The sequence below is a fragment of the Achromobacter animicus genome, from assembly GCF_902859585.1.
Taxonomy (GTDB): domain Bacteria; phylum Pseudomonadota; class Gammaproteobacteria; order Burkholderiales; family Burkholderiaceae_B; genus Achromobacter; species Achromobacter animicus.
Genome location: NZ_CADIJM010000002.1, coordinates 226706 through 253444, shown reverse-complemented (window position 1 = coordinate 253444; position 26739 = coordinate 226706). Strand labels below are relative to the sequence as shown.

At 65.3% G+C, this 26739-nt stretch carries 25 protein-coding genes; 17 read left to right on the top strand and 8 right to left on the bottom strand.

Translation table 11 applies throughout. From position 1 onward, the window contains the following. Window positions 1–63: 63 nt before the first annotated feature. The 10 genes from maiA (at window position 64) to HV681_RS05980 (ending at window position 9643) form a co-directional block, all read left to right on the top strand. Window positions 64–702, top strand: a complete 639-nt coding sequence (maiA, locus tag HV681_RS06025) for a maleylacetoacetate isomerase (protein ID WP_175122222.1) — start codon at window positions 64–66, stop codon at window positions 700–702. Continuing rightward, window positions 699–1079, top strand: a complete 381-nt coding sequence (locus HV681_RS06020) for a chorismate mutase (protein WP_175122221.1) — start codon at window positions 699–701, stop codon at window positions 1077–1079. The genes maiA and HV681_RS06020 overlap by 4 nt, the downstream gene beginning before the upstream one ends. Continuing rightward, a complete protein-coding gene (locus HV681_RS06015; RefSeq protein WP_175122220.1) occupies window positions 1072–2079 on the top strand; it encodes a Bug family tripartite tricarboxylate transporter substrate binding protein in 1008 nt (335 codons plus the stop codon). The genes HV681_RS06020 and HV681_RS06015 overlap by 8 nt, the downstream gene beginning before the upstream one ends. Before the next feature lie 88 nt (window positions 2080–2167). Further along, the gene (locus HV681_RS06010; protein ID WP_175122219.1) at window positions 2168–3520 is read left to right on the top strand and encodes an FAD-dependent oxidoreductase; all 1353 of its coding nucleotides are present in this window, start codon (window positions 2168–2170) and stop codon (window positions 3518–3520) included. A gap of 16 nt (window positions 3521–3536) precedes the next feature. Then, on the top strand, window positions 3537–4760 hold the full coding sequence (locus HV681_RS06005) for a 3-hydroxybenzoate 6-monooxygenase (RefSeq protein WP_175122218.1): 1224 nt from the start codon (window positions 3537–3539) through the stop codon (window positions 4758–4760). 148 nt (window positions 4761–4908) lie between these two features. After that, window positions 4909–6087, top strand: a complete 1179-nt coding sequence (locus HV681_RS06000; protein ID WP_175122217.1) for an ABC transporter substrate-binding protein — start codon at window positions 4909–4911, stop codon at window positions 6085–6087. A gap of 79 nt (window positions 6088–6166) precedes the next feature. Further along, entirely contained in the window at window positions 6167–7081 is a 915-nt protein-coding gene (locus HV681_RS05995) for a branched-chain amino acid ABC transporter permease (RefSeq protein WP_175122216.1), read from the top strand. Between the two features lie 161 nt (window positions 7082–7242). Next, entirely contained in the window at window positions 7243–8205 is a 963-nt protein-coding gene (locus tag HV681_RS05990) for a branched-chain amino acid ABC transporter permease (RefSeq protein ID WP_175122782.1), read from the top strand. Further along, entirely contained in the window at window positions 8202–8951 is a 750-nt protein-coding gene (locus tag HV681_RS05985) for an ABC transporter ATP-binding protein (protein WP_175122215.1), read from the top strand. The genes HV681_RS05990 and HV681_RS05985 overlap by 4 nt, the downstream gene beginning before the upstream one ends. Then, entirely contained in the window at window positions 8951–9643 is a 693-nt protein-coding gene (locus tag HV681_RS05980) for an ABC transporter ATP-binding protein (protein ID WP_175122214.1), read from the top strand. The genes HV681_RS05985 and HV681_RS05980 overlap by 1 nt, the downstream gene beginning before the upstream one ends. 10 nt (window positions 9644–9653) lie before the next feature. On the opposite strand, the gene HV681_RS05975 is transcribed toward HV681_RS05980, so the two are convergent. Next, on the bottom strand, window positions 9654–10016 hold the full coding sequence (locus HV681_RS05975) for a glyoxalase superfamily protein (protein ID WP_175122213.1): 363 nt from the start codon (window positions 10014–10016) through the stop codon (window positions 9654–9656). 52 nt (window positions 10017–10068) lie between these two features. Between HV681_RS05975 and HV681_RS05970 the strand changes: the two genes are divergently transcribed. After that, complete coding sequence (locus tag HV681_RS05970; protein WP_175122212.1) at window positions 10069–10428, top strand: hypothetical protein; 360 nt, start codon at window positions 10069–10071, stop codon at window positions 10426–10428. 43 nt (window positions 10429–10471) lie between these two features. On the opposite strand, the gene HV681_RS05965 is transcribed toward HV681_RS05970, so the two are convergent. Next, window positions 10472–11425, bottom strand: coding sequence for a helix-turn-helix transcriptional regulator (locus HV681_RS05965; RefSeq protein ID WP_175122211.1), 954 nt, complete (start codon window positions 11423–11425; stop codon window positions 10472–10474). 143 nt (window positions 11426–11568) lie between these two features. Here HV681_RS05965 and HV681_RS05960 point away from each other — a divergent pair, with 143 nt between their 5' ends. Beyond that, entirely contained in the window at window positions 11569–13770 is a 2202-nt protein-coding gene (locus tag HV681_RS05960) for a TonB-dependent siderophore receptor (protein WP_175122210.1), read from the top strand. A gap of 25 nt (window positions 13771–13795) precedes the next feature. Here the strand turns inward: HV681_RS05960 and HV681_RS05955 are convergent, their stop codons facing one another. Then, the gene (locus tag HV681_RS05955; protein ID WP_175122209.1) at window positions 13796–14557 is read right to left on the bottom strand and encodes an IclR family transcriptional regulator; all 762 of its coding nucleotides are present in this window, start codon (window positions 14555–14557) and stop codon (window positions 13796–13798) included. 219 nt (window positions 14558–14776) lie between these two features. On the opposite strand from HV681_RS05955, the gene HV681_RS05950 reads away from it, so the two are divergent. The 5 genes from HV681_RS05950 to HV681_RS05930 all read left to right on the top strand — a co-directional run bounded on the left by HV681_RS05950 (window position 14777) and on the right by HV681_RS05930 (window position 21105). Then, window positions 14777–16066 (top strand): NAD(P)/FAD-dependent oxidoreductase, encoded by a 1290-nt coding sequence (locus tag HV681_RS05950; RefSeq protein WP_254594892.1) that lies wholly within the window; start codon window positions 14777–14779, stop codon window positions 16064–16066. Between the two features lie 46 nt (window positions 16067–16112). After that, window positions 16113–17135, top strand: a complete 1023-nt coding sequence (locus HV681_RS05945) for a dipeptidase (RefSeq protein ID WP_175122207.1) — start codon at window positions 16113–16115, stop codon at window positions 17133–17135. 17 nt (window positions 17136–17152) lie between these two features. Further along, entirely contained in the window at window positions 17153–18157 is a 1005-nt protein-coding gene (locus HV681_RS05940) for a tripartite tricarboxylate transporter substrate binding protein (RefSeq protein ID WP_175122206.1), read from the top strand. A 121-nt stretch (window positions 18158–18278) separates the two neighbouring features. Further along, complete coding sequence (locus HV681_RS05935) at window positions 18279–19289, top strand: Bug family tripartite tricarboxylate transporter substrate binding protein (RefSeq protein ID WP_175122205.1); 1011 nt, start codon at window positions 18279–18281, stop codon at window positions 19287–19289. Window positions 19290–19341: 52 nt separating this feature from the next. Continuing rightward, entirely contained in the window at window positions 19342–21105 is a 1764-nt protein-coding gene (locus HV681_RS05930) for a gamma-glutamyltransferase family protein (protein WP_175122204.1), read from the top strand. A gap of 117 nt (window positions 21106–21222) precedes the next feature. On the opposite strand, the gene HV681_RS05925 is transcribed toward HV681_RS05930, so the two are convergent. The 5 genes from HV681_RS05925 to HV681_RS05905 form a co-directional block, all read right to left on the bottom strand. Beyond that, entirely contained in the window at window positions 21223–22239 is a 1017-nt protein-coding gene (locus HV681_RS05925) for a Bug family tripartite tricarboxylate transporter substrate binding protein (protein ID WP_175122203.1), read from the bottom strand. 151 nt (window positions 22240–22390) lie between these two features. Continuing rightward, window positions 22391–23131: an amino acid ABC transporter ATP-binding protein gene (locus tag HV681_RS05920; protein ID WP_056559723.1), complete on the bottom strand. Its 741-nt coding sequence runs from the start codon at window positions 23129–23131 to the stop codon at window positions 22391–22393. A gap of 61 nt (window positions 23132–23192) precedes the next feature. Further along, window positions 23193–24293, bottom strand: a complete 1101-nt coding sequence (locus HV681_RS05915) for an amino acid ABC transporter permease (protein WP_175122202.1) — start codon at window positions 24291–24293, stop codon at window positions 23193–23195. A gap of 1 nt (window position 24294) precedes the next feature. Continuing rightward, complete coding sequence (locus HV681_RS05910; RefSeq protein ID WP_175122201.1) at window positions 24295–25485, bottom strand: amino acid ABC transporter permease; 1191 nt, start codon at window positions 25483–25485, stop codon at window positions 24295–24297. Between the two features lie 168 nt (window positions 25486–25653). Then, on the bottom strand, window positions 25654–26670 hold the full coding sequence (locus tag HV681_RS05905; protein WP_105240917.1) for an amino acid ABC transporter substrate-binding protein: 1017 nt from the start codon (window positions 26668–26670) through the stop codon (window positions 25654–25656). Between the last annotated feature and the right edge of the window lie 69 nt (window positions 26671–26739).

Genomic DNA, 26739 nt, shown 5'->3' with positions numbered 1-26739 from the left:
CCTGCCCCGAACGTCCCTGAAAGATCCGCCCACGGCCAACCGTCCTCACGAAACGCCCCATCCATGCAACTGCACAACTTCTTCAACAGTTCGACCTCCTACCGCGTGCGCATCGCGCTTGCGCTAAAAGGTCTGTCCTACGGATACCTGCCCGTGAACCTGCGCAAGCAGGAGCAGCGAGCACCAGACTATGTGGCGCGCAATCCGTCGGCCGGCGTGCCGCTTCTGATCGACGGCGATGTGCAGCTTTCGCAGTCACTCGCCATCATCGACTATCTGGACGCCACGCATCCCGAGCCGCGGCTGATTCCGGCCGACGCGCTGGCGCGCGCGCGCGTGCTGGAACTGTCCCACGCCATCTCGTGCGACATCCATCCGGTCAACAACATGCGCATCCTTCGCTATCTGCAGGAAGTGCTGGGCGCGACGGACGCACAGAAGAACGCCTGGTATCACCACTGGATCCGCGAAGGCCTGACGGCAGTGGAAGCGCTGCTGGCGCGTCACGGGCACGGCGCGTACTGCTTTGGTGACGCGCCCACGCTGGCAGACTGCTGCCTGGTGCCGCAGGTGGCCAACGCGCAGCGCATGGGCTGCGACCTGTCCGCCTATCCGCGCATCCTGCGCATCGTCGAACACTGCAATGCGCAACCCGCCTTCCAGCAGGCCGCGCCTGCACAGCAACCGGACTACACCCAGTGAGCAAAGAACCCGACACCCACGGCGCGCCGCTGCGCGAGTACACCGATCCGGCCTATCGCCCGCTGTGCGCCAATCTGGCCGACGTGCGCGCCAACATCGACCGGCTGGACGATGAAATCGTGCGGCTGATCGCCGAACGCGCGATGTACGTGAAGGACGCCGCGCGATTCAAACGCGACGCCTTTCAAGTGAGCGCGCCCGCGCGTCAAGCCCAGGTATTTGAAAAGGCCCGGGCGCTCGCCCAGCGCCACAACCAGGGCTTCTCCAACCTGGAGCAGGTGGTGGACGCCACCTATCGCGCGATGGTCGCCGCCTTCATCGCCAATGAACAGACCTACTTCGACACCATGAAGGACGTGGGAGACGCGCATGCTTGAAGCTTCGACCTTGCTGCCTGGCCGCGCAGTGGCGCGACGCATTGCGGCACTAAGCCTTGCCGTGCTGGCGCCGCTGGCCGCCAATGCAACTGCCGCCGATGCCTGGCCGACGCAGCCGCTCAAGGCGGTCGTGCCATTCGGCCCGGGCTCCAGCCCCGACCAGGTGGCCCGCATCGTCACCGAAAAGGCGGGCGCAATCCTCGGCCAGACCATCGTTGTGGAAAACAAGCCGGGCGCCAGCGGCAACATCGGCACGTTCGCCATCGCCAACGCCAAGCCGGACGGCTACACCTTCGGCGTGTCGATCACCGGCCCGCTGGTGAACAACACGCTGTTGTTCGACAAGCTGCCCTACGCGCCCGCCACGGACCTGGCGCCGCTGACGCTGGCGGTGCATCAGCCCAACGTGCTGGTCGTCCCGGCCTCGGCCGGCATCGGCAACATTGGACAGCTGCTGGACGCGCTGAAAAAGAATCCGGACAAGTACAACTTCCCGTCGCCGGGCGCGGGCACGGTGTCGCATCTGGCGGTCGAACTGCTGCTGCAGCAGATCGGCGCGCGCGCCACGCACGTGCCCTACCCGTCCTCGCCGGCGGCGCTGACGTCGCTGCTGTCGGGCGACACCCAGTTTGCCGCGCTGCCGCCCATTGCGGTGATGCCGATGGTGAAGGATGGCCGGTTGAAGGCGCTGGCGGTGACGTCGTCCAAGCGGTCCGCGCTGCTTCCCGACATTCCGACGCTGGCGGAAGTGGGTGTGCAGGGGATCGAGGGCTCGGCGTGGATCGGCTTTGTGGTGTCGTCCAAGACGCCGGCCGACGTGCAGAAGAAGCTGTCCGACGCGCTGATCCAGGCGATTCACGATCCCGAGGTGGCCAAGCGGCTGCAGGCGCAGTTCATGGATCCGGTGGGCGATACGCCCGCGCAATTCCGCGGCTACATGGATGACGAATTGAAGCGCTGGGAGCCCCTGATCAAGAAGCTGGGGATCAAGGGCCAATAACTGTGCCGATAAGCGGCCAGGAAGTGGGCCAAGAAGTGGGCCAAGAAGGACGCCGCACGCCGGCTGCAATGAACGCAAGGAGAGTCAGATGGTCATCACCGAACCCGCCCGTCAGGTGCCGCTGTATGGCGAGTACGAGGTCGTCGTCCTGGGCGGCGGCCCCGCCGGGGTGCTGGCGGCCGCCAGCGCCGCGCGCAACGGCGCGAGCGTGCTGCTGGTGGAGCGATACGGCTTCCTGGGCGGCATGGGCACCGCCGCGGGCGTATCCAACTTCTGCGGATTGCACGCCAACATCCACGGCGACATCCGGCAGGTGGTGCACGGCATGACCGACGACCTGCTGGACCGCATGCGCGCGATGGACGGGCTGAACGATCCGCACCTGATCCTGGGCAAGATCCACGCGCAGGCCTACGACATCTCGGCCTTCAAGTGCGCGGCGGATGGCCTGGTGCATGACAGCGGCGCGCAGGTGCTGTTCCACGCGCTCGCCACGGGTTTGACGCGTGACGATCAGGGCCGGGTCGATGCGCTGTTTCTGGAAACCAAGTCCGGCCGCTGCGCCGTCCGCGCAAAGATCTTCATCGACTGCTCGGGCGACGCCGATATCGCGAATTGGGGGGGCCTGCCGTTTGAAAAGGGCGACGCCCACGGCCACATGCTCTACCCCACGCTGATGTTCAAGGTGGGCAATGTGGACGGCGCGCGTGCGCAGGAGGCCTGGAAAACCATCCCGGCGCTGATGGACGACGCAGCCGCCAGCGGTGAATTCACGTTTCCGCGCAAAGGTGCCATCGTGCGGCCGCAAAAGCACGACTACGAATGGCGCGTCAACGTCACGCAGCTTGCCAATGCGGACGGCAGCGCGGCGGACGGCACCGACGCGGAGTCCCTGTCGGCAGGCGAGCTGGAAGGCCGCCGACAGATCATGAACTACCTGGCGTTTCTGCGCGCCAAGGTGCCCGGTTTTGAACAGGCCTATGTGCTGGACATCGCGCCGCAGCTTGGCATCCGCGAAACGCGCCGCATCGTCGGCGAGGCCGTGCTGACTAAGGAGCACGTGCTGGGCTGCGCGGATTTTCCGGACAGCATCGGCGTGAACGGCTGGCCGTTGGAAATGCACACGGCGGGCGACGTGAAGTGGGTGTGGCCGCCCATCCCCGAATCGCGCGGCTACAACCAGCTGCCGTTTCGCATGATGGTGCCGCGGCGCGGACCGGGCGTGGCCAGCAACGTGCTGGTGGCTGGCCGCTGCGCGTCGATGACGCACGAGGGGCAGTCGGCGGCGCGCGTCAGCGGCAGCTGCTTCGTGATGGGCGAAGCCGCCGGCACCGCATCCGCGATGGCGCTGCGCGACGGCATTGCGCCCGGCGACGTTTCCATTTCCGCGCTGCAGGCGCAATTGAAGCAACAGGGCGCCTTCCTGGGCGGCCACGACTGACCCGCGAGATTCCGACATGACTACGAACCAGGCGGCAAACCCGAAGACGCAAACCGTGATCGTCGTGGGCGGCGGCATTGGCGGGCTGGCGGCTGCGCTGGCGCTGACGCGGCAGGGCATTGCCGTGCAACTGCTGGAGCAGGCCGCGCACATCGGCGAGATCGGCGCCGGCATCCAGCTTGGCCCCAATGCCTTCGCGGCGCTGGATGCCCTGGGCGTGGGCCGCACGGCGCGCGAGCGCGCGGTCTTCACCGACCACATCATCATGATGGATGCGGTGGACGCCAGGGAGGTCGTGCGCATCGACACCGGCGAAGCGTTCCGAGCACGGTTTGGCGGCCCGTATGCGGTGATTCATCGCGCCGACATCCATCTGTCCATTCTGGAGGCCGTGCAGCAGGACCCGCTGATCCAGTTCCGCACGTCTACGCAGATCGCCAGCATGACGCAGGACGATTACGGCGTGGAAGTCGTGGACACGCACGGCAACCGCTACCGCGCCGACGCGGTGGTGGGCGCAGACGGCGTCAAGTCCGTGATCCGCGAGCGCATGGTGGGCGATCCGGCGCGCGTCACAGGTCACGTGGTCTACCGCGCGGTGGTCGAAGAAGAGAACATGCCCCGGGAGCTGCGCATCAACGCCCCGGTGCTGTGGGCCGGGCCGCATTGCCACCTGGTGCACTATCCGCTGCGCGGCGGGCAGCAATACAACCTGGTCGTCACCTTCCATAGCCGCGAGCAGGAAGAATGGGGCGTGCGGGAAGGCAGCAAGGACGAGGTGCTGTCGTACTTCCAGGGCATACACCCGACGCCGCATCAGATGCTGGACCGTCCGACGTCATGGAAGCGCTGGGCGACCGCCGATCGCGAGCCGGTGGAACAGTGGGGCGAGGGCCGCGTCACGATCCTGGGCGATGCCGCGCATCCCATGACGCAATACATGGCTCAGGGCGCCTGCATGGCGCTGGAAGACGCCGTGACGCTGGGCGAGGCCATCAGGCAGTGCGAGCACGACCTGCCCGCCGCCTTCCGGTTGTACGAATCGGTTCGCATCCCGCGCAGTGCGCGCGTGGTGTGGTCGACACGCGAAATGGGCAGGCTCTATCACGCGCGCGGCGTGGAGCGCACCGTGCGCAACATGCTGTGGACGGGGCGCAGCCAGGCCCAGTTCTATGACGCATTGCAGTGGCTGTATGGGTGGAAGGTGGAGAACTGCCTGGCGGGAAGCGCGCCGCAATAGACGGCGCGGCAATAAAGGACGCAGCAAAAGCTGCAGAGAATGACGCAGCAATAGTTGCAGCAATAGTCGCAGCAAAAGACACAGCAGGGAAAACGCCGCTTGCCAAAGAGCACGCGGCATACAAGCATCAGAACAAGAGGAGACAACCATGCACAAAAGCACCATCCGCGGCGCAGCCGCCGTCATGCTTTCATTGGCCTCGTACGCGGCCAGCGCCCAGCAGAAACCTGTGGATATCGGATTCATCGGCACGCTGTCCACGCCTGCCGGCTACATCGGCGAAGACGAGCGCGACGCCTTCATGCTGGCCGTCAAGGAAGGCGGCGGCAAGCTGGGCGGCGTGCCGGTCAACGTGCGCGTCGAGGACGACGCGCTCAAACCTGCCAACGCCAAGCAGATCGCCGACAAGATGGTGCAAGGCGGCGTGCGGCTGTTCACCGGCATCAATTTCTCGAACGTCATGGCCGCCGTCGGGCCTACCGTGCTCAACGCTGGCGCCTTCTACGTCAGCCTGAACGCCGGCCCGTCCAACTTCGCCGGCAAGGCCTGCAACCCCAATTACTTCTCGGTGGCGTTCCAGAACGACTCGTACGCCGACACCGCCGGCATGGCGGCCAATGAGCTGGACGCCAAGCGCGTGGTCATCATGGCCCCGAACTACCAGGCCGGCCGAGACGCCATCGCCGGCTTCAAGCGCACCTACAAAGGCGAGATCGCCGACGAAATCTACACCAAGCTCGAGCAGGCCGACTTCTCGGTGGAGCTGGCGCGCATCCGCTCGCTCAATCCCGACGCCATCTTCCAGTTCCATCCGGGCGGCGCGGGCATCAACCTGACCAAGCAGTTTTCCAACTCGGGCCTGGCGGACAAGATCAAGATGATCACGCCCATTTACTCGATGGACGACCGCATGCTGGCCGCCACCGGCACCGCGGGCAAGGGCTTTTACCTGAGCTCGCTGTGGAGCGCCGACTTGGACAACCCGCAGAGCAAGCACTTCGTCGAAGCCTTCACCAAGGCCTACAACCGCGCGCCCACCGCCTACGCGGCCCAGGCCTACGACACCGCCAATCTGATCGGCTCCGCGTTGAAAGCCGTGGACGGCGACATCACCGGCAAACCCGACGACTTCCGCAATGCGTTGCGGCGCGCGGACTTTCCCAGCGTGCGCGGCAAATTCAAGTTCGGCCCGAACCAGCATCCGATCCAAGACTGGTATCTGCTGCACATTGAAGCGGGTCCCGACGGCAAGCTGGTCTACAAGAATCTGAAGGTGCTTGCCCGCGACCACACGGACGTGCATGCCGCGGACTGCAAGATGCCATGACGCGGCACAAGGCACGCGGCGCCGGGCTCGCTGGCGCCGCGCGGCCTAGCCATTCAGGCTCTCCCGAGAAGGAGTCGCAATGCTGATGTTCCTGGAGCAGGTCCTGAACGGCCTGCAGTACAGCGCCTTGCTGTTTTTGTTGTCGGCGGGATTGACGCTGGTGTTCGGCATCATGAACGTCATCAACCTGACGCACGGTTCGTTCTACATGGTGGGCGCGTTCTGCGCGGCCAGCGCGGCGGCGTCCACGGGCTCGTTCGCGGCCGCCCTGCTGGCTGCGCTGGCCGGCGCGGCGCTGTACGGGCTGATCGTCGAACTGCTGGTCATCCGCCACCTGTACCGGCGCGATCACCTGGATCAGGTGCTGGCCACGCTGGGTCTGACCCTGTTCACCAATGAACTGGTGACCGTGCTGTTCGGCCGCAGCCCGCCCTTCATGGACATCCCGCCTTTTCTGTCGGGATCCGTCGCGCTTCTGCCCGGCTTGAACTATCCCGTCATGCGGCTCGCCTTCATCGGTGCGGGCGCGCTGGTGGCGGTGGGTCTGTGGCTGCTGATCTCGCGTACGCGGGTCGGGATGCTGGTGCGCGCCGGCGCCGACGACGGCGAGATGGTCGACGCGCTGGGCGTCAACATCCAGCGCCTCTTCACTTTGATCTTCACGCTCGGCGCCCTGCTCTGCGGCTTTGCGGGTGTCATGGCCGCGCCTTTGCTGGCAGTGGAGATCGGCATGGGCGAGCGCATTCTCATCACCACGTTCGTCGTCATCGTGGTGGGCGGCGTCGGCTCCGTGCGCGGCGCGCTGGTGGGGTCGCTGATGATCGGCATGACCGATGCGCTGGGGCGCGCCTACATCCCCTTCTGGATGTCGCGCCTGCTGCCGCCCGAGCTCTCGGACTCCGCGAGTTCAAGCCTCGTGTCCGCCAGCATCTACATCCTGATGGCCATCGTGCTGCTGTTCAAGCCGCGCGGACTGGTGCCGGCCCAGCGCTAGGAAAGATATTCATGACCAGACCCACTTCAACGAATCCCGCTGCCGGACCGCTATCTGACACCGGCGGCGCGGGCGCATCGGTGTCCGACACCCGAGGCGGCACTCCAAACCGTGACGACGCGTCGAGGGTGTCAGACATTTCCTCTGCTGGCAGACCGCGCATCACCCGCGGCGTCGTCGTCAACGCGATCGGGCTGTTGCTCTTTGTACTGGTGCCGGCCATCGCGCAAGACACGGGCGAGAGCTTTCTCGTCAACCTCATGACGCGATTTCTCATTTATGCCATCGCAGCTGTCAGTCTGGATCTGATCCTGGGCTACGGCGCCATGGTCAGCTTCGGCCACGCCGCATTCTTCGGGCTAGGCGGCTACGTCATCGGCATCGCTGCCTTCCACGTCAACATGGGCGAGACGATCTTTGGCTGGAGCGGCAGCAATGCCGCGCTGGTCATGTGGCCGCTCGCCGTCGCGGTTGCCGCGCTGGCCGGGCTGGTTGTGGGCTTTCTGTCGCTGCGCACGTCCGGCGTGCAGTTCATCATGATCACGCTCGCCTTCGGGCAGATGCTGTACTTCATCCTTGTCGGACTGATGATCTACGGCGGTGACGACGGCCTGTCGATCGATGCGCGCAACACGTTGCCGGGGCTGAACGTGAACGATCCGGCCACCTTCTACTACGTGTGCCTGGCGCTCATGACCCTTTGGATCATCGTGTGCCGGCGCATCGTCAATTCGCCGTTCGGCATGGCACTGCAGAGCATCAAGCAGAATCCGCGCCGCAGCATCGCCCTGGGCCTCGCGCCGCTGCGCTATCGCCTCACGGCGTTCGTGCTGTCGGCTGCCGGGACCGGGCTTGCCGGCGCGCTGTGGGCCAATTACGCGCTCTTTGTCAGCCCGGACATGTCCGCCTGGCAGAAGTCCGGCGAACTCATGGCCATGGTCATCCTGGGCGGGATGGGTTCGATCTTCGGCCCGGTGCTCGGCGTGGCCGTGTACCTCGGCCTGGAGCAGGTCGCCACCGGCTGGACCGAGCATTGGATGCTGATCCTGGGACCTGTGCTGGTGCTGGTGGTGCTCTTCGGCAAACGCGGCGTGTACGGCTGGCTCGTGGGAGGCAAGCAATGACCCACCCTAAACTGGAGATCCGCGGCCTGCAGAAATCCTTTGGCGCGGTACACGCCACGCAGGGCGTCGACCTCGCGGTCCGGCCCGGCGAGCTGCACGCCCTCATCGGCCCCAATGGCGCGGGCAAGACCACGCTGCTATCGCAGATCAGCGGTGAAATCCTGCCCGATGCCGGCAGCATCTGGCTTGACGGCGCCGACATCACACGCATGCCCGCCTACCGGCGCCCCGCCGCGGGCCTGGCCCGTTCGTTTCAGATCAGCCAGCTCTACCCCGACTTCAGCGCCGAAGACAACGTCGCCATGGCCGTGCAGGCGCACAGCCCGGGCGGTTTCAACCTGTGGCGCAACGCGCGGCGCATGGCCCGGCTGCGCGAACCGGCGCGCGATGCGCTCGAACGTGTCGGTCTGGCCGGACGCGCCGGCGTGCGCGTGTCCGCGCTGGCGCACGGTGAAAAGCGCCAGCTCGAAATTGCCATGGCGCTGTCGCTGGACGCCTCCGTGCTGTTGCTGGACGAACCGATGGCCGGCATGGGCGCCGAGGAATCGCAACGCATGACGGCGCTGCTCCAGACCTTGAAGGGCCGCTACGCCATCCTGCTGGTCGAACACGACATGGACGCCGTCTTCGCGCTGGCCGACCGCGTCACCGTGCTGGTCTACGGCAAGACCATCTTCACCGGCACGCCCGACGAGGTGCGCCGCCATCCCGACGTGCGCGCCGCCTATCTGGGCGAGGAGGACTGATGCTGCAAGTGAACCAACTGCAAGGCGGCTACGGCGCCAGCAAAGTGCTTTTTGGCGTCGACCTGGACATCGCGCCTCGGCAGGTTGTCTCGCTGATCGGCCGCAACGGCATGGGCAAGACCACGACCGTCAAGACGCTGATGGGCATGTTGCCCGCGCAGGGCGGCGCCATCCTGCTCGACGGCAAACCCATCACCGGCATGGCCCCGCACCGCATCGCGCAGCTAGGCATCGGTCTCGTCCCCGAAGGCCGCCGCGTGTTTGGATCGCTAACCGTCGAAGAAAACCTCGTCGCCACCGCCCGCAACACGCACGCAGGCTGGCACGTCGGCCGCGTCTTCGACCTGTTCCCGCGCCTGAAAGAACGCCGCACCCAATCCGCTCGAACGCTATCCGGCGGCGAACAGCAGATGCTGGCTGTCGGCCGCGCCCTGCTCATCAACCCGCGCCTGCTCATCCTGGACGAAGCCACCGAAGGCCTCGCGCCCCTGATCCGCCAGGAAATCTGGAACTGCCTGCGCCGCTTGAAGGAAGAAGGCCAGACCATTCTTGTGATCGACAAGAACCTCAAGGAAATGGCGACCCTGGTTGACCGCCACCACGTCCTGGAAAAAGGCCGCGTCGTCTGGCAAGGCAGCCCCGCCGAACTGGCCGCGCAGCCCGACCTGGCGCACCGCTATCTGGGGGTCTAGGCGCAGGCCGCTAGTCCTGTGACTCGCAAAAGCTGAGCCGATTGCCAAACGGATCGATCACCGCCATCACGCGCCCCCAAGGCATCTCCTCGACGCCGGGCCGCATGTAGGCATACTGCCTGGCGCTGACCTCCGCGTGGAATTCATCTACGCCCTGCATCCGCACGAATACGGCCGACCCCGGCGTCGCGTCGCCATGATGCTCGGACAGATGCAGCACCAGATCCCCGCGATGCACCTGTGCGTACAGCGGAAAACCCGCCTCGAAGCGGTGCTCCCAGTCCCAGGTGAACCCCAGGAAATCCAGATAGAAGTCGCGCGCCTTTTCCACGGAGAAAATGCGCAGGATCGGAATGGCGGCTTGAAGGTGCATGGCGGGGCCTTGGTAGTATGCGAAAAATCCAGCATAGAACAGAAGCCCACACATGCCCATCGCCACCCCAGACTCCTGGAAGCACCTGCCCGCGCCGGCGCAGCGTGAACCGCTGCATTTTCAGGGGCGTTTTACCGCCGACGAGTACGCCCGCTTGCAACAGGGCTTCGTGCCGAAGGAGATGGAAGACAAATGGTTCATCTACCTGCACGACGGCTGGCTGCGTTTGCATCGCAGTTGGACCGGCAACTGGATTTATGCACTGCGGCTTGAGCAGGACGGCGATGCGTGGACGGTGACCGATTCGTGGGTGAATCGTGATCCGGAGCAGTACCGGCTTATCGATGCGGAGTATGACCGGGATTCGCTGCGGAGGATGCTGCAGTGGCTGATCAAGGGGCCGGCGGTTTGATGCGCATCGATTGATCGACGTGCCGCTGAGCATATTCAGCGCCTTACCAGGCGCGTGGCGATGCGCCGTATCGCGCCTTGAAGATCTTGCTGAAATGACTGAGGCTTGAGTAGCCCAAGTCGCCGGCCACCTGCGTGACGCTCATGCCGCTGCGCAGCAGGTCCGAGGCGCGAACCAGCCGCGCGTCGCTCAGATAGGCGTGCACCGAACGGCCGACGGTTTCGCGCATCAATTCCTGCAGCCGCCTTTCGGACAAGCCCACCATCCGCGCAACACGCCCCGGCGGCCACTGTTCCGAGCAGCGTTCCCGCAGCAAGCGGCAAGCTTGCTGCACCTGCTGACGCTCCTCTGCGGCGGGTCCCTTCAGCACTTGCTGCACGGAAAGCAATTCCACAAAGGCAGCCAGCGTCTCGAGCGACTTGGCGCGGTACCAGATCCGTCGCGCCTCGGGCGCCGTCGGCGCGTTGCGGGAAATGTCGGTGGCCAACGTCAGCAGGCTGGCCGGCGCGTCCAGCATTGCGACCAACGATCCGTGGGTCGGCACGCTGACGTCGTGGCGAAACCGTTGGGTCAGCAGGGTGATGGGCGCCGAGTCGCCTGCCCGGGCGAGCGCATCAGGCGTGTATCGGATATCCAGCATCCGGACGCGCCGATTCGCGTAAAGGTGCGTGGTCCAACCCAACGGCTGTTCGTGGTTGAAGAGCAGCGCCGCGCCCCCGGTCACCTTCAGCGGTTTGCCGCCGTCCAACGCCAGCACGGCGTCGCCCTCCAGCCATACCTGCATGCCGAACACCGGCGCGCCCGGCGCGGGAATTGTCAGCGCCGCCGATGGGCAGCCGTCCAGCACCACCACACTGACGCCTTCCTCGACGCGCACCACGCACTGGATGACGTTTTCCCAGTCTTGCGTCGCGGGCACGGTGGGAAGTGTCCCTCGCCACCATTCGTGAGGCTTGGCGGGAGCGGTGTACGGGTCAAGCGAGAGCTCAGCGGACATGGGAAACAAGCGCAATTGCGCCGAGTGCAGCAAAACCGTCAATGGGCGCCGCGAAATCGTCAGACATCCGGCGGGTGTTCTGGAATCATGCCGTCGCACAAGAATGATTCTTGTTAATTATAAATTGATCAGGTGGTAACCCCGTGTCCTTCTCCGTCAAGCCGTTGCCGTTGGCATTGCTCGCCGCCTTTGCGGCGTCCGCGTCCGTCGGCGCGCAACCCGCTCCTTCGGCGGCCGCCGATGTCTCCACGTTGTCGCCGGTTGTGGTGCAGGGATCGAGCGATGCGTCGCCGACCTCCGGCGCCGACTTCGTCGCCACGCGCAGCCGGTCCGGCACCAAGTCGGACGCGGCCCTGATCGACACGCCCCAGACCATCAACGTCATCACCCGCAATGAAATGGACTGGCGTGGCGTCACCTCGCTGGCGCAGGCCGTCCGCTACACGCCGGGCATCTTCGCCCAGTACGGCGACAACGACGTGCGCTATGACTGGCTGACCATCCGCGGGTTCACCCCGGCGCGCTATCTGGATGGCCTGCTTCTGCCCTTCGGCGCGCGGGGATACGCGCAGCCGCGCATCGACACCTATGGCCTGGAACGGATAGAGATCCTGAAGGGACCGTCGTCCGGCCTTTACGGCCAGAGCGCCCCGGGCGGGCTGGTGAACATGACCAGCAAGCGACCCACCGCCGAGCCGATCAATGAAGTCGTCCTGCAGGCGGGCAGCTTCAACCGGTACCAGGGCTCCTTCGACTTTTCCGGTCCGGCCGACGACGAAGGCAAATTTCTGTATCGCCTGACCGGCACCTTGCGCGATAGCGATACGCAGTACCAGCACGTCGACGATGAACGCCAGTTCATCGCGCCCAGCTTCACCTGGCGCCCGTCGTCCGACACCAGCCTGAATCTGAACGTGCAGTACCAGAAGATCACCAGCCACGGCGGCGGCGGCGCGCCCGTGTTGCCGGTCATCGGCACGCTGGAGAAAAGCAGCGCTGGCTACATTCCGCGCGACCGCTTCGTGGGCGAACCCGGCTACGACATCTTCACCAACGAGCAGACCATGGTGGGCTACACGTTGGACCACCGCCTGAACGACACCTGGAGCGTGCGGCAAAGCGCCCGCTACACCAACGTGGACACCAACACCCGCCGCGTGCAGATCGGCGCGATGGCGTCCGAGACCCAGGCGATCCGTTACGCGTGGGCCTTCCCCGAGACATCGCATGCGTTCCAGATCGACAATCAGGTGAACGCCAAATTCACGGCCGGCCCCACACGCCACGACCTCACCTTCGGCCTGGATTACCTGCGGGAAAAATCCCGCTACAACGAAAGCAGCCTGGGGCTGATGCTGCCGCCAGCGTCGCCGCTGTTCGACGTGTTCAACCCCGACTACGGCACACCGGTGACGCGCCCGCCCACGGCCACCAAGATCAACATGACGCGCAACCAGTTGGGCGTGTACGCGCAGGACCAGATCGAACTTGACCGTCTGCTATTCACGTTGGTGGGCCGTTACGACTGGACCGAGGGCACCACCGATACCGGCGCGCGCGGCAGCGCCGGGCAGTGGGCATGGACCTCGCGCGATGCCGACGCCAACCGCTTCACCGGCCGGCTTGGCGTCACGTATCGCTTTGACAACGGCCTGGCGCCCTATCTCAGCTATTCCACGTCTTTCCAGCCCGTGACCGGCGTGATGCGCGACGGCTCGCCGCTCAAGCCGACGACCGGCGAGCAGTACGAGGCCGGCATCAAGTTCCAGCCCAACGGCTACGCCAGCTTCGTGACGCTGTCGGCGTTCCAGATCAACCAGAACAACGTCAGCACGCCGGACCCGGTCAATACCAGCTTTGTCGTGCAGACCGGCCAGGTTCAGGTGCAGGGACTGGAGCTGGAGGGCAAGGCCAGTTTCGACAACGGCCTGGATCTGACGATGTCGTACGCGCTGAGCGACAGCGAGATCACCAAGAGCAACAATCCCGCGCAGCGCGGCAATCAGCTCAACTTCGTGCCGCGCCATCAGGCCGCCCTGTGGGCCGACTACACGCTGCGCGACGGCCCGTTGCAGGGCGTGGGCCTGGGCGCGGGGGTGACGTACCGCGGCGGCTTCTATGGCGACCTGAACAACAACTACGCCATCCCCGCCGTGACGCTGGTCGATGCCGCGATCCGCTACGATCTGGGCCGCGCCAGCCCCACGCTCGCTGGCGCGCAAGTCGCGTTGAACGTGTCCAACCTGTTCGACAAGCGTTACGTGGCCAACTGCCTGGGAACAGCCGTGAGTTGCTATTGGGGCGCAGAACGCACGGTCATGGCGACGTTGCGCTATCGCTGGTAATTCCCGGCATCCCGGGCGGTCGGCCTCAATTGCGCTTGCTGATCGCCCTGGCTGCCCGGATCACCAGCGGCCCCAGTTCCTCCCGCGCACGCGCCAGCGACCAGCGCGGCTTCGGCACGGATATGTTGACCGCACCCAGCGGATCGCCGTTGTCGCCATAAATCACCGCCGCGACATTCAAATCCCCCGCGAAGAACTCTTCGTCGGCATAGGCGTACTGATTCCGTCTTGCCTCGTCGATCAACGCGCGCAGCCGGTCGATATCGGTGGTGGTGTGCGGCGTGTACTTCGCGCACGTCACGCTACGCAACCTGAGATCGAGTTCATCCGGCGGCAGCAACGCCCATAGCGCGCGCCCCGACGCGGTCGCCACGCAGGGAATCTGCGTGCCCACCGGCAGGTACTCGGGAATGTGCCTGGCCGGCGCGACGCGCATGACGAACACCATGTTGTCGCCGTCGGGCACGGCCAGATTGACGATCTCGCCGCACTCCTGGTTGACCTGATGCAGCACCGCATGCGCATGCTGGAACAAGGGCTGCCGGTAGAGATAGCTGTAGCCCAGCCCCACGGCCTTGACCGTCATGCTGTAGCGCTTGCTGCGCGGATCCTTGAACAGGTAGCCGGTCTTTTCCAGCGTGTAGGCCACGCGCTGGGCCGAGCCGATGGTGATGCCGTTTTCGCGGGCCATCTCCTGAAGGCTCAAAGAGGCGTGCCCCCGGAAGGACTCGAGCACGGCGAGCCCTTTTTCCAGCGACTGGATCAACAAGGCGGAAGGTTCAGACATTCGGATTCGGTTTGGGTAGCAGGGACGGAGTTTGCCCGCGGGGAGCCGGAAAGTCAGCAGCCTAGGGAAACCCTTACGTTGTAGCCGGATCCGGCGAGCAGTATAAAAATACTCGCCGTTATCGTTATACGTAGATTGTTATCGAATAGAGATATTTAATCAAACCGGATCTTCATGCAACCGCATCCGCCTCAAACGCCGGCGCCCTCCGCCGCTCAAATGCCCGCTTCAGCTTCTGGCCCGTCCGACGCGGCGCTGCCGGCCTCGGTCGACGTCGCCATCGTTGGTGGCGGCATCATCGGCATCAGCACCGCCTATTCCCTCGCGTGCGCCGGACTGCGGGTCGCCGTGTTCGAGAAAGGCACGCTGGCCTGCGAGCAGTCGTCGCGCAATTGGGGCTGGGTGCGCACGCTGGGCCGCGATCTGCCGGAAGTGCCGCTGGCGCAGCGCGCCAACCGGCTATGGGCAGAGATCCAGGAAAAGGTGGACGTTGGTTTCCGCCGCAGCGGCATCTTCTATCTGCAGGAAAACGACGCGGACGCGGCCGGCCATCAGGCGTGGCTGGACGGGGCACGCGCGCATGGCGTGGATGCGCGCCTGCTGGATCGCCGCACGGTGCAGGACATGCTGCCGTCGACGGGACGTGCCTGGACAGGCGCCATGTACAGCCCGACGGACGGGGTCGCCGAACCGCAGATGGCGACGCGCGGTATCGCCTCGCTGGCGCGCGCCGCGGGCGCACACATTGTTGAGCACTGCGCCGTGCGCGGCGTGGAGCGCAGCGCGGGCCGCGTCAGCGCCCTGATCACGGAGCACGGCCGCGTTGCCACGCAGGCGGTGCTGGTGGCGGCCGGCGCCTGGTCGCGGCTCTTTTGCGGCAATCTGGGCGCCGACTTCCCGCAGTTGAAGGTGCGTGGATCCGTGCTGCGCACGACGCCGCTCGACGCGGGACCGCAGGCGGCGATCAACGGCAAGGACTTCACCTGTCGCAAACGTGCCGATGGCGGCTATTCGGTGTCGCAGTTCGGCGCGTCGATGGCGGACGTGGTGCCCGACACCTTCCGCCTCATGCCGCATTTCTTCAGCGCGTGGCGGGCCAACAGCAGCTTCGTGCGGCTGCGTTTCGGCAAGCGCTTCTTCGAGGAACTGAAGATCCCGAACCATTTTCCGCCCGACCGCGAATCGCCTTTCGAGCGGCATCGCGTGCTGGATCCATCGCCGTCCAGTCGCGGCGTGGCGCAAGCCTGGCGCCGGCTGGTGCATGCCTTTCCCGCATTCCGCGAAGCACGCATTGCGCAGTCCTGGGCCGGCTACATCGATGTCACGCCCGACGCGATGCCTGTCATGGACGCGGTGCCCGGCCTGCCCGGGCTCTACCTTGCTTCCGGTTTCTCGGGCCACGGTTTCGGCATCGGCCCGGCGGCGGGCGAGTTGATGGCGCAGTTGATCCAGGGCCAAACGCCCGCCATCGACCTGCACCCGTTCCGCTACGGCCGCTACGGGACCTGACGGGCACACATTGAAATCATGCATACAACAAAAGGGGAGTTCTTCCATGGATAGTCACATCGCCGACCTGCATCGCCGCGCCACCGTCGTCGACGGTCTGGTCTTCTTCAGCGACGGCAGCACCCGCGACATGCTGGCCGGCGGCGTCAGCGCCATCAACGTCACCGTCAGCGACATGGGCGCGGACTTCGAGCAGGCGCTGCGCGACTGCATGGCCTGGCGCCAACGCTGCGCTGCGCCGGACTCGTCCTGGCTGCTGGTGGAAACAGCCGACGACATTGCGCGTGCCAAGCAGACCGGCAAGCTGGGGCTCATCATGGGCTGGCAGAACGGCAAACCCTTGGGCGACCAGATCGACCGCGTCGCCCTGTTCTATGAATTGGGCATGCGCGTCATTCAGCTGACCTACAACGAGGCCAATCTGCTGGGCGACGGATGCCTGGAAAAGCGCAACGCCGGCCTGAGCGATCTGGGCGTAAAGATGGTTGCGGAGATGAACCGCGTGGGCATCGCCATCGATCTCAGCCATTGCGCGCCTCAGACCTGTCTGGACGCCGCCCGGCACAGCACCAGGCCCGTGCTGCTGACCCACGCCAACGCCAACGCCGTGATCACCCGGCCGCGCAACAAGTCGGACGACGTCATCAAGGCGGTCGCCGCGACGGGCGGCGTGGTCGGATGCAGCATCCATGCCTACCTGAGCTGGCGCGGCGATCCCCGCCAGCAGCCGCTGCTGTCGGACTTCGTCGCGAACGTGAAGTACATCGGCGAACTGGTCGGCTATGAACACGTGGGCATCGGCACGGATTTTCCATCGGTCGACACCTACGAAGCCGTGCGCCATGTGATGGTGATGTCGCGCACCAAATATGCGAAGTCGGGCGGCGACTTTTCTGATGCCTTTGGCGATGTGATGGAAGCGCGCTACCCCGTCGAAACGCCGACGCCGGCGCAATTTCCCGCATTTACCCACGCGCTGCACGAGGCCGGACTGACGGACAGCCAGATCGCCGGCGTACTCGGCGGCAACTTCCAACGCGCGTTCGCGCAGGCCTGGGCCACTGCCTGATTCGAATGGAGAACATCATGATCCCGCGACTGCTCCGCACCCTGACCGCCGCGCTGGCTTGCGCGGCCCGCGCGCCGCGCGCGCTGGCGCTTGCCGGCGCTGTTCTGGCAGCGCCCCTGGCCACGGCCGCGCCCTTCCCCGCGCAGCCGATTCACATCATCGTGCCCTATCAGGCGGGCGGCTCCACCGACACCGTCATCCGCAAATTCGCCGAGCTGGCCGCGCCCGAACTGGGCCAGGCCATCGTCATCGAAAACCGCGGCGGGGCCGGCGCAACCATGGGCGCACGCGCCATCAAGACCGCGCGTCCCGATGGCTACACGCTGGCCGTCCTGCCCAGCCCGGTCTATCGCATGCCGCACATCCAGGACATGGGCTACGACCCGACACGCGATTTCACCTACGTCATGATGCTCAGCGGCTACACGCTGGGCGTGGCGGTGCCCGCGGGCTCGCCGCACAAGACGTGGGCAGATTTCATCCGCTATGCGAAACAGCATCCGAATGAGGTCACCTACGGCACGGCCAGCGTCGGCAGCGCGTCCAACGTGATGATGGAAGACATCGCCGCACGCAACGGCGTGACCTGGCGCCACATCCCGTACAAGGGCGAATCCGAAGTGCTGACGGCGGTGATGGGCGGACAGGTGACGGCATATGCCGGCTCGACGACCGTGCAGCCGCAGGTGCAATCGGGAAAGATGCGCATGCTGGTGACCTGGGGCGAACATCGCAGCACCCAGTATCCGGACACGCCCACGCTGCACGAACTTGACGGCACGCCGCCCGCCAACGCGCCGTTCGGCATTGCCGGTCCCAAGGACATGCCGCCCGCCGTTGTCGCCAAGCTGCATACCGTCTTCAAGCAGGTGGCCGAATCCGAGGCCTTCAAGCAGATCCTGACGCAATACGGCCAGGAACTGGTCTACATGAACGGCAAGGACTACGCCGCCTATGCCGCGCAGCAGTACGCGCTGGAAGCGGAGATCGTCCGCAAGCTGGGGCTGGCCGCCAACAAATAGGCCGGCAATGACCCGGCTGCGCCGCCGCAGCCGGGCTGTCACGCATCAAGGCGGCGCGGGATCCGACAACGGCCGGGATCTGCAAGGGCACCGGCCAGCAAGAAGCATCCAGGAGTCATCCATGATCATTCGAGCACTCGCCACACGTCCCGCGCGCCGCCGCGCCCTCGCTGCCTTGTGCGGCCTTGCAGGCCTGCTGGCCGCCGTACTGCCCTTTGCGGCGTCGGCCCAGGCGTGGCCCGCCAAGCCGATACGCATGATCGTCGGCTACCCGCCGGGCGGCGGCACGGACACCGTGGCGCGCATGCTGGCGCAGCAACTCAGCCAGGAGATCAAGCAACCCGTCGTGGTCGAGAACCGCGCGGGGGCCAGCGGCACCATCGCCACCCAGCAGGTCGTGCGGGCCGAGCCTGACGGCTACACCGTGCTGTTCGCCACGGCGTCGCCGCTGACCGGGGCGCCGCTTACGGTCAAGGACCTGCAATACGATCCGATGAACGACCTGATCCCGGTCACTCTGGTCGGCGGCGGCCCCTTCATCCTGGTCGCGAATCCGGCCTTTCCGCCCAACACGCTGCCTGAACTTGTGGAGTACGCGCGCAGCCATCCCGGCGAGATCAACTACGCGTCGCCGGGCATCATGACCGCCAATTTCTTTTTCTCCGAGCAACTGAACATGGATGCCGGGATCAAGACCACGCATGTCCCCTACCGCGGCAGCGCCGCGCTGTTGAACGACGTCATCGCCGGCCAGGTGCAATACACGCTGGACACGCCGGGCACCACGCTGACCTTCATCCGCAACGGCAAGCTGAAGGCGCTGGCGATCTTCAGCGAAAAGCGCCTGAACCGGGCGCCCGAGATTCCCACCGCCAAGGAAAGCGGCTATCCGAATCTGGTGGGCGGTTCCTGGTATGGACTGCTGGTGCCCAAGGGCACGCCGCCGGAGATCGTCGACGGCCTGTACAAGGCCACGAAGTCCGCGTTGTCCAGCGCGGACGTGCGCAGCGCCATGGAAGGACGCGACGTGATCGTGCAAGGCACCTCGCCCGACGAATTCAGCCGCTTCCTGCACGCCGAGTTCAAGCGCTGGCAGGACGTGACGCAAAAGCTGGGCATCACCCCGCAATGACCGATTGAGCCCGCGCAGGCACGCAAGCCCCCTCTTCCGACCGGAGTCTTCGATGTCCCATTCCCCCTACGCCCCGGACCTGACCGCGGGAAGCGCCCCCACCTCCATGCGCCCCGCGCTCGCCGGGCTGAATCACATGATCTCGGCCGGCCACTATCTGGCCACGCAGGCAGGCATGGACGTCCTGCAGGCCGGCGGCAACGCCGTCGACGCGGGCGTGGCGGCCGGCATTGCATTGGGCGTGGTCCAGAGCGACATCGTCAACTTCGGCGGCGTCGCGCCTATCCTGGTCTATCAGGCCAAGGCGCAAAAGGTGTGGAGCATTTCCGGGCTTGGCTATTGGCCGCAGGCCGCGCGGCTGGAGACGTTTCTGGAAAAGCACGGCGGCACGATCCCAGCGGGCGTGCTGCGCACCGTCATGCCGGCGGCGCCCGACGCGTGGATCACCGCGCTGGAACGATTCGGCACCATGCGTTTCGGCGAGGTCGCGGCCGGCGCCATCCGGCTGGCGCGAGACGGCTTCGTCATGTATCCGCTGATGGCCGAAGTGCTGGCCGAGAACCAGAAGAACTACGCGCGGTGGGCCTCCAGCGCGGCCATCTACCTGCCCGGCGGCAAGCCGCCCGAGGCGGGATCGCTATTCCGCCAGGCCGACCTGGCGCGCAGCATCCAGTACATGGCGGACGAAGAGCGCGCGCATTCCGGAAACAGCCGCCAGGCGGGCCTGGCCGCCGCGCGGCGCGCATTCTACGAAGGCGACATCGCTGCGGCGATCGTCAAGTATCACCGCGACGAAGGCGGGCTGATCACCCACGAGGACTTGCGAGGCTTTGCTGTGGAGGTCGAGCCGGCGCTGTCCACCGACTTCAACGGCACGCAGGTGCATAGCTGCGGTTTCTGGTGCCAGGGCCCTTCGCTGCTGCAGATGCTGAACATCCTGGAGCCTTGCGACTTGCGCGCGCTGGGCCACAACTCCGCCCCCTATGTGCATCTGCTGACCGAAGCCATCAAACTGGCCTTCGCCGATCGCGAGGTGCATTACGCCGATCCGCGCCATGCGCGGGTGCCGCAAGCGGCGCTGCTGTCAAAGGACTATGCGCGCGCGCGGCTCGCCATGATCGCCCTGGATCGGGCGGGCCCCGACATGCCGCCGGCGGGCCGGCTTCCCCACGCGCGGGACATCGACCTGCGCGAGGCCGGGCCCGATGACATGGCGCGCACGGATCCGCGCCTGGATACGTCTTATGTGGCGGTCGTCGACAAGGACGGCAACGCGTTTTCGGCCACGCCCAGCGATGGCTCCTACAACGTGCCCGTCATTCCCGGCACCGGCATCTGCGCGTCGGGACGCGGCAGCCAATCCTGGGCCGAGGCCGGCCATCCGTGCGCCATCGGACCGGGCCGCAGGCCGCGGCTCACGCCCAACCCCTCGCTCGCCATCCGGCCCGGCCAGTACGTCATGCCTTTCGGCACGCCGGGCGGCGACGTGCAGTGCCAGGCCATGCTGCAGACGTTCCTGAACATGGAGGTGTTCGGCATGGACGTGCAGCAGGCGGTCGAGGCGCCGCGCTTTGCCAGCTTCAGCTTCCCGTCGTCGTTCGAGCCGCACAACGCCATGCCGGGCCGGCTGATGATCGAAGACCTGATCCCACGCAGCGCGGGCGACGCGCTCGCAGAAATGGGCCATACCGTGAAATGGTGGAACGGCCATAGCTGGCGGGCCGGCGCCGTCTGCATGGTCCGGCACGATCTGGATAGCGGCGTGCGCTGGGGCGGCGCGGACCCGCGCCGGCCGGCTTACGCGATGGGCTGGTAGGCATGCGCGGCGGCTGGCATCAACAGAAAGCAAAACGCCCGTCAGGAAAGCATCCCGGCGGGCGTTGAAACTGCATCGCAACAGGCATCCGGTTAAAGACGCCCGTTGCCAGCGCCATCAATTCAGGCTGGCGCCCGAGATCTTCACGATCTCCTGATACTTCGCCATCTCGGCCTTCACGAACGCGGCAAACGCCTCAGGCGTCATCGAGCCCGCCTCGGAACCCATCGTCAGCAGACGCTGCTTCACATCGGGCTGCGCCATCGCGTCGGCATACGCCTTGTTCAGCTTGGCCACCACCGGCGCCGGCGTGCCGCCCGTCGTGAACACGCCAAACCACGTGCCCAGGTCAAAGCCCTTCACGCCCGATTCTTCAACCGTCGGCACGTCAGCCAGCAACGACGAACGCTGCGCCGTCGTCACGGCCAGCGCCTTGACCTTGCCGTCCTTGATCAGCGGCGCCGACGCCGCCAGGTTGTCGAACATGAAATCCGACTGGCCCGACAGCAGCGCCAGTTGCGCCGGCGCCGCGCCTTGATAGGGGATGTGCTCGACGTTGATGCCCGCGCGCGCCTTCAGGAGCTCGCCCGACAGATGGCCCGCGCTGCCGTTGCCGCCCGAACCGTAGTTCAGCTTGCCCGGGTTCTTCTTTGCGTAATCGATCAGGTCCGCCAGCTTCTCGATCTTGTTCTTTTCGGCGAACTCCACATTCATCACCAGCACGTTCGGCACCGCCGCCACGATCGTCACCGGCGCGAAATCCTTGACCGGGTCGTACGGCAGGTTGGCGAACAGCCACGGATTGATCGCGTGCGTGGCCACCGCGCCCATCACCAGCGTGTAGCCGTCAGGCTGCGCCTTCGCCACCAGGTCCGCGCCGATGTTGCCGCCCGCGCCCGAACGGTTTTCCACAATCACCGGCTGACCCAGCGAGCCGCGCACCTTCTCGGCCAGCATGCGCGCCATCGTGTCCAGCGGGCCACCGGGCGGGTAAGGCACGACGAAGCGGATCGGCTTCGTCGGGAAATCGGCGGCCTGAGCCACCGCCGGGGCGCTGAAAGGCAGGGTCGCGGCCAGCGCCACGGCGCCTTGCAACAGGGCGCGGCGCACGGCGCTGCGGGGGGTATTCGACATGGTGTGTTCTCCTCACTCCGGATCAATGGCGGTCAGTAGCATACCCCACCGGCGTGACGGAGGTAACAAAGGGCTACCGGCAAGAACGCCCAGAATTCCCGGGATTGGCAGTCCGCACCAATGAAAAACCGCCTGAAGGCGGTTTGGCGGATCAGTGCAGGATCTGGCTCAGGAAGAGCTTGGTCCGTTCGTTCTGCGGGTTGTCGAAGAACTCGTCCGGGTTGTTCTGTTCGATGATCTCGCCGCGGTCCATGAAGATCACGCGGTTGGCGACCTTGCGCGCGAAACCCATTTCGTGGGTCACGCAGATCATCGTCATGCCGCTTTCCTGGGCCAGGCTGACCATCACGTCCAGCACTTCCTTCACCATTTCCGGATCCAGCGCCGACGTCGGCTCATCGAACAGCATGATCTTGGGGTTCATGCACAGCGACCGCGCGATCGCCACACGCTGCTGCTGGCCGCCCGACAACTGGCCCGGAAACTTCTTGGCCTGTTCCGGAATGCGCACCCGCTCAAGGTACTTCATTGCGGTGGCCTCGGCTTCCGCGCGCGGCTTCTTCAACACCCACATGGGTCCCAGCGTCAGGTTTTCCAGCACCGTCAGGTGCGGGAAAAGGTTGAAATGCTGGAACACCATGCCCACGTCCTTGCGGATCGTCTCGATGTGCTTCAGGTCATTGGTGAGCTCCGTGCCGTCCACGATGATGTGGCCCTTCTGGTGCTCTTCAAGGCGGTTGATGCAGCGGATCATCGTGGACTTGCCCGAACCCGAAGGTCCGCACACCACGATGCGCTCGCCTGGCGCGACGTCCAGGTTGATGTTGCGCAACACGTGGAACTGGCCGTACCACTTGTTCACGTCCTGCAAACGAATAATGGCATCCGACATGCCTGTACTCCCGTAAGTATCGCTTTGCGCGCCCGCCTTGCGGCGGACGCGCGGCAAATTGCTAGCGTGCGTGACCCGTGGCCAGGCGTTTTTCCAGCGCCTGGCTGTATTTGGACATGGAGAAGCAGAAGACGAAGTAGATCAGCGAAATGAACAGGTACGCCTCCACCCCGAATCCGCGCCATGCCGCGTCGGACAAGGCTGCCTTGGCCGCCAGCGTCAGGTCGAAAATGCCGATGATCACCACCAGCGACGTGTCCTTGAACAGCGCGATGAAAATGCTGACCAGCGGCGGAATCACGATCTTGAGCGCCTGCGGCAGGATGATCTTGCGCATCTGCTGCCAGTAGTTCAGGCCCAGCGAATCCGCGCCTTCGTACTGCCCCTTCGGAATGGCCTGCAGGCCGCCGCGCACCGTTTCGGCGATGTAGGCCGCCGCGAACATGATGATGGCGATCTGCGCGCGCAGGAGCTTGTCGATCGAAAAGCCTTCCGGCAGGAACAGCGGCAGCATCACCGACGACATGAACAGCAGGCTGATGAGCGGCACGCCGCGGATCAGCTCGATGTACACGACGCACAGCGCCTTGATGGCCGGCATCTTCGAGCGCCGGCCCAGGGCCAGCAGCACGCCGATCGGGAACGCGAAGGCGATGCCGAACGTGGACAGGATGAGCGTCAGCGGCAGGCCGCCCCAACGCGCGTTTTCCACGTAGGTCAGGCCGAACACGCCGCCCCACATCAGCAGCGCCACGGCCGTCAGGCCCACGGTCCAGATGACGGCCAGCTTCCAGTTCCAGAAGCGGCGGATGCCGCTGCAGACGATCACCGCCACCAGGATGATGGTGGCGATCAACGGCCGCCATTGCTCATCGTAGGGGTAGGTGCCGAACAGGATCAGCCGGTGTTTTTCAATGATGAACGCCCAGCAGGCGCCGCCGGCTGCGCGGCACTCCTGGGCATTGGCCGCGTCGAAGCTGGCCTTGATGAAGGCCCATTCGACCAGCGCCGGGATGGACATCAACAGGAACCACGCCAGCAGCACCGTGATGAGGATGTTCAGCGGCGACGAGAAGAGGCGCGTTTTAAGCCACGCCCACGGTCCTGTCTGATTGCTGGGCGGCGGCAGGGCCTCGCTGGGGGTATGCGTAGTGCTGCTCATATCAACGCTCCACCAGCGCAATGCGCTTGTTGTACCAGTTCATGAAGATCGAGATCGACAGGCTGACCGTGAGGTACGCGCCCATGATGATGAGAATGCCCTCGATGGCCTGGCCCGTCTGGTTCAACGTTGTGTTCACCACCGACACGATGTCGGGGTAGCCGATGGCGACTGCCAGCGAGCTGTTCTTCGTCAGGTTCAGGTACTGGCTGGTCATCGGGGGGATGATCACGCGCAGCGCCTGCGGCAGGATCACCAGGCGCAGCACCTTGGCGCGCGGCAGGCCCAGCGAGCCGGCGGCTTCCCATTGGCCGTTGCTGACCGCCTGGATGCCAGAGCGCACCACCTCGGCGATGAACGCCGACGTGTAGATCACCAGACCGGCCAGCAGCGCGGCGAATTCCGGAGACAGCGTGAGACCGCCCGAGAAATTGAAGCCCTTGAGCTCCGGCATGTTCAGCGTCAGCGACGCGCCGCTGACCAGCCAGCCGATGAACGGCAGGCCGATCAGAAGGCCAATGGCCCAGCGGCCCAGCGGGAACATGTGGCCGGTGGCCTCGTGGCGCTTCTTGCCGTAGTGACCCAGGATGATGATCGCGAGGATCGCCAGTCCCAGTCCGCCGAGCATCCAGTCGAACGAGTTGCCTTCCAGCGCCGGGACCTTGAGGCCACGGTTGGAAATGAACACGCCCGGCAGCGGATTGTGCGCCTGACGCGGACCCGGCATGTTCTCGGTGATCAGCGCATACCAGAAGAACAGCTGCAGCAGCAGCGGCACGTTGCGCATCACCTCGACATACACAGAGGTGATCTTGGCGACGAGCCAATTCTTGGACAGGCGGCCGATGCCGATGAGCGTGCCGAGGATAGTCGCCAGCACGATGCCGAGGACGGCGACGCGCAGCGTGTTGAGCAGGCCGACCACGATGGCGCGGCCGTAAGTGTCTGAGGGGGAATAGGCGACAGCGGTTTCGCCAATGGCGAATCCGGCCTCGCGGTTCAGGAAGCCGAAGCCCGTGGCAATGTTGCGCACGGACAGGTTGTGGAGCGTGTTTGAAACCAGGAACCACACGGCCCAGGCTACCGCGGTCAGCGCAATCACCTGGTAGACCACGGAGCGTACGCCGGGATCGTTCCAGTTCAGACGCCGGGGGGGTGCCGAAATCGGGGCGTTTTTGTTGGGAGTCGTCATGATGAATCTACAGAAGTCGGACACCGGGTGGCATGCCGGAAAAGCCGCGCCACCCACTTCTGCCGCCCGCCCGAAGGCGGGTTAGGGCCTGTCCAGAATACACGTCCTGTGCAGACAGGCCCTAGGCATGACGGAGAGCCGTGCTCCGCCATGCCAGGCAGCCGCGCGTTAGCGCACCGGCCAGCCGTACATCAAGCCACCTTGCTTGTACGAAGCGTTCAAGCCGCGCTCCAGCTTCATCGCGCTGTTCTTGCCCAGCGTGGATTCGAAGCTTTCACCGTAGTTGCCCACGCTCTTGATGATGTTGTAGGCCCACTTGTCGTCCACGCCCAGGTTCTTGCCCATGCCCGGGGTCACGCCCAGGATGCGCTGGATGTTGGGGTTGGGGCTCTTGGTCATTTCATCGACGTTGGCCTTGGTGATGCCGTATTCCTCGGCTTCCAGCATGGCGTTCAGCGACCAGCGCACGATGTTGAACCACTGCTCGTCGCCCTGGCGGACCATGGGGCCCAGCGGCTCCTTGGAGAAGTCTTCCGGCAGGATGACGAACTTGTCCGGGTTCTCGAGGGTGGTGCGGGTCGAGGCGAGCTGCGACTTGTCGGTCGTGAACGCATCGCAACGGCCGGCCGAGAAGGCGCGGATGATTTCGTCGTACTTGTCGATCACGACCGGCTTGAATTCGATCTTCTGGCTGCGGAACCAGTCAGCGAGGTTCAGTTCGGTGGTGGTGCCCGGCTGCACGCAGATGGTGGCGCCGTTCAGTTCCTTTGCGCTCTTGACGTTCAGGTCCTTGGAGACCATGACGCCCTGGCTGTCGTAGTAGTTCACGCCCACGCCGATCAGGCCGAGCGTCGTGTCGCGCGTCAGCGTGACGGTGGTGTTGCGGGTCAGCACGTCGATTTCACCGGACTGCAGCGCGGTGAAGCGTTGCTGGGTGTTCAGCGGCGTGAACTTGACCTTGCTGGCATCGCCGAACATGGTCGCGGCGATGGCGCGGCACATGTCCACGTCGATGCCCTTGTATTCGCCCTTGCTGTCGGCGATGGAGAAACCCGGAATGCCCGTCGAAACCCCACACTGGACAAACCCTTTCTTTTTGACGTTATCGAAGGTTGCGCCAGCGTTGGCAGCCGAGGATGCAGCAAACAGGGCAGCGCCAATGGCAGCGAGTTTCAGTACTTTCATCGTGATCTCCGTGTGGGATGAAGCGGAATCCAAAGCTAGGGCCGGGTTGGACCCACGCATGGGGCGGAT

Coding starts and splice junctions, on each gene's coding strand:
- maiA (WP_175122222.1), top strand. CDS start 64: ATGCAACTGCACAACTTCTTCAACAGTTCGACCTCCTACCGCGTGCGC.
- HV681_RS06015 (WP_175122220.1), top strand. CDS start 1,072: ATGCTTGAAGCTTCGACCTTGCTGCCTGGCCGCGCAGTGGCGCGACGC.
- HV681_RS06010 (WP_175122219.1), top strand. CDS start 2,168: ATGGTCATCACCGAACCCGCCCGTCAGGTGCCGCTGTATGGCGAGTAC.
- HV681_RS06005 (WP_175122218.1), top strand. CDS start 3,537: ATGACTACGAACCAGGCGGCAAACCCGAAGACGCAAACCGTGATCGTC.
- HV681_RS06000 (WP_175122217.1), top strand. CDS start 4,909: ATGCACAAAAGCACCATCCGCGGCGCAGCCGCCGTCATGCTTTCATTG.
- HV681_RS05995 (WP_175122216.1), top strand. CDS start 6,167: ATGCTGATGTTCCTGGAGCAGGTCCTGAACGGCCTGCAGTACAGCGCC.
- HV681_RS05985 (WP_175122215.1), top strand. CDS start 8,202: ATGACCCACCCTAAACTGGAGATCCGCGGCCTGCAGAAATCCTTTGGC.
- HV681_RS05980 (WP_175122214.1), top strand. CDS start 8,951: ATGCTGCAAGTGAACCAACTGCAAGGCGGCTACGGCGCCAGCAAAGTG.
- HV681_RS05975 (WP_175122213.1), bottom strand. CDS start 10,016: ATGCACCTTCAAGCCGCCATTCCGATCCTGCGCATTTTCTCCGTGGAA.
- HV681_RS05970 (WP_175122212.1), top strand. CDS start 10,069: ATGCCCATCGCCACCCCAGACTCCTGGAAGCACCTGCCCGCGCCGGCG.
- HV681_RS05965 (WP_175122211.1), bottom strand. CDS start 11,425: ATGTCCGCTGAGCTCTCGCTTGACCCGTACACCGCTCCCGCCAAGCCT.
- HV681_RS05955 (WP_175122209.1), bottom strand. CDS start 14,557: ATGTCTGAACCTTCCGCCTTGTTGATCCAGTCGCTGGAAAAAGGGCTC.
- HV681_RS05950 (WP_254594892.1), top strand. CDS start 14,777: ATGCCCGCTTCAGCTTCTGGCCCGTCCGACGCGGCGCTGCCGGCCTCG.
- HV681_RS05945 (WP_175122207.1), top strand. CDS start 16,113: ATGGATAGTCACATCGCCGACCTGCATCGCCGCGCCACCGTCGTCGAC.
- HV681_RS05940 (WP_175122206.1), top strand. CDS start 17,153: ATGATCCCGCGACTGCTCCGCACCCTGACCGCCGCGCTGGCTTGCGCG.
- HV681_RS05935 (WP_175122205.1), top strand. CDS start 18,279: ATGATCATTCGAGCACTCGCCACACGTCCCGCGCGCCGCCGCGCCCTC.
- HV681_RS05930 (WP_175122204.1), top strand. CDS start 19,342: ATGTCCCATTCCCCCTACGCCCCGGACCTGACCGCGGGAAGCGCCCCC.
- HV681_RS05925 (WP_175122203.1), bottom strand. CDS start 22,239: ATGTCGAATACCCCCCGCAGCGCCGTGCGCCGCGCCCTGTTGCAAGGC.
- HV681_RS05920 (WP_056559723.1), bottom strand. CDS start 23,131: ATGTCGGATGCCATTATTCGTTTGCAGGACGTGAACAAGTGGTACGGC.
- HV681_RS05915 (WP_175122202.1), bottom strand. CDS start 24,293: ATGAGCAGCACTACGCATACCCCCAGCGAGGCCCTGCCGCCGCCCAGC.
- HV681_RS05910 (WP_175122201.1), bottom strand. CDS start 25,485: ATGACGACTCCCAACAAAAACGCCCCGATTTCGGCACCCCCCCGGCGT.
- HV681_RS05905 (WP_105240917.1), bottom strand. CDS start 26,670: ATGAAAGTACTGAAACTCGCTGCCATTGGCGCTGCCCTGTTTGCTGCA.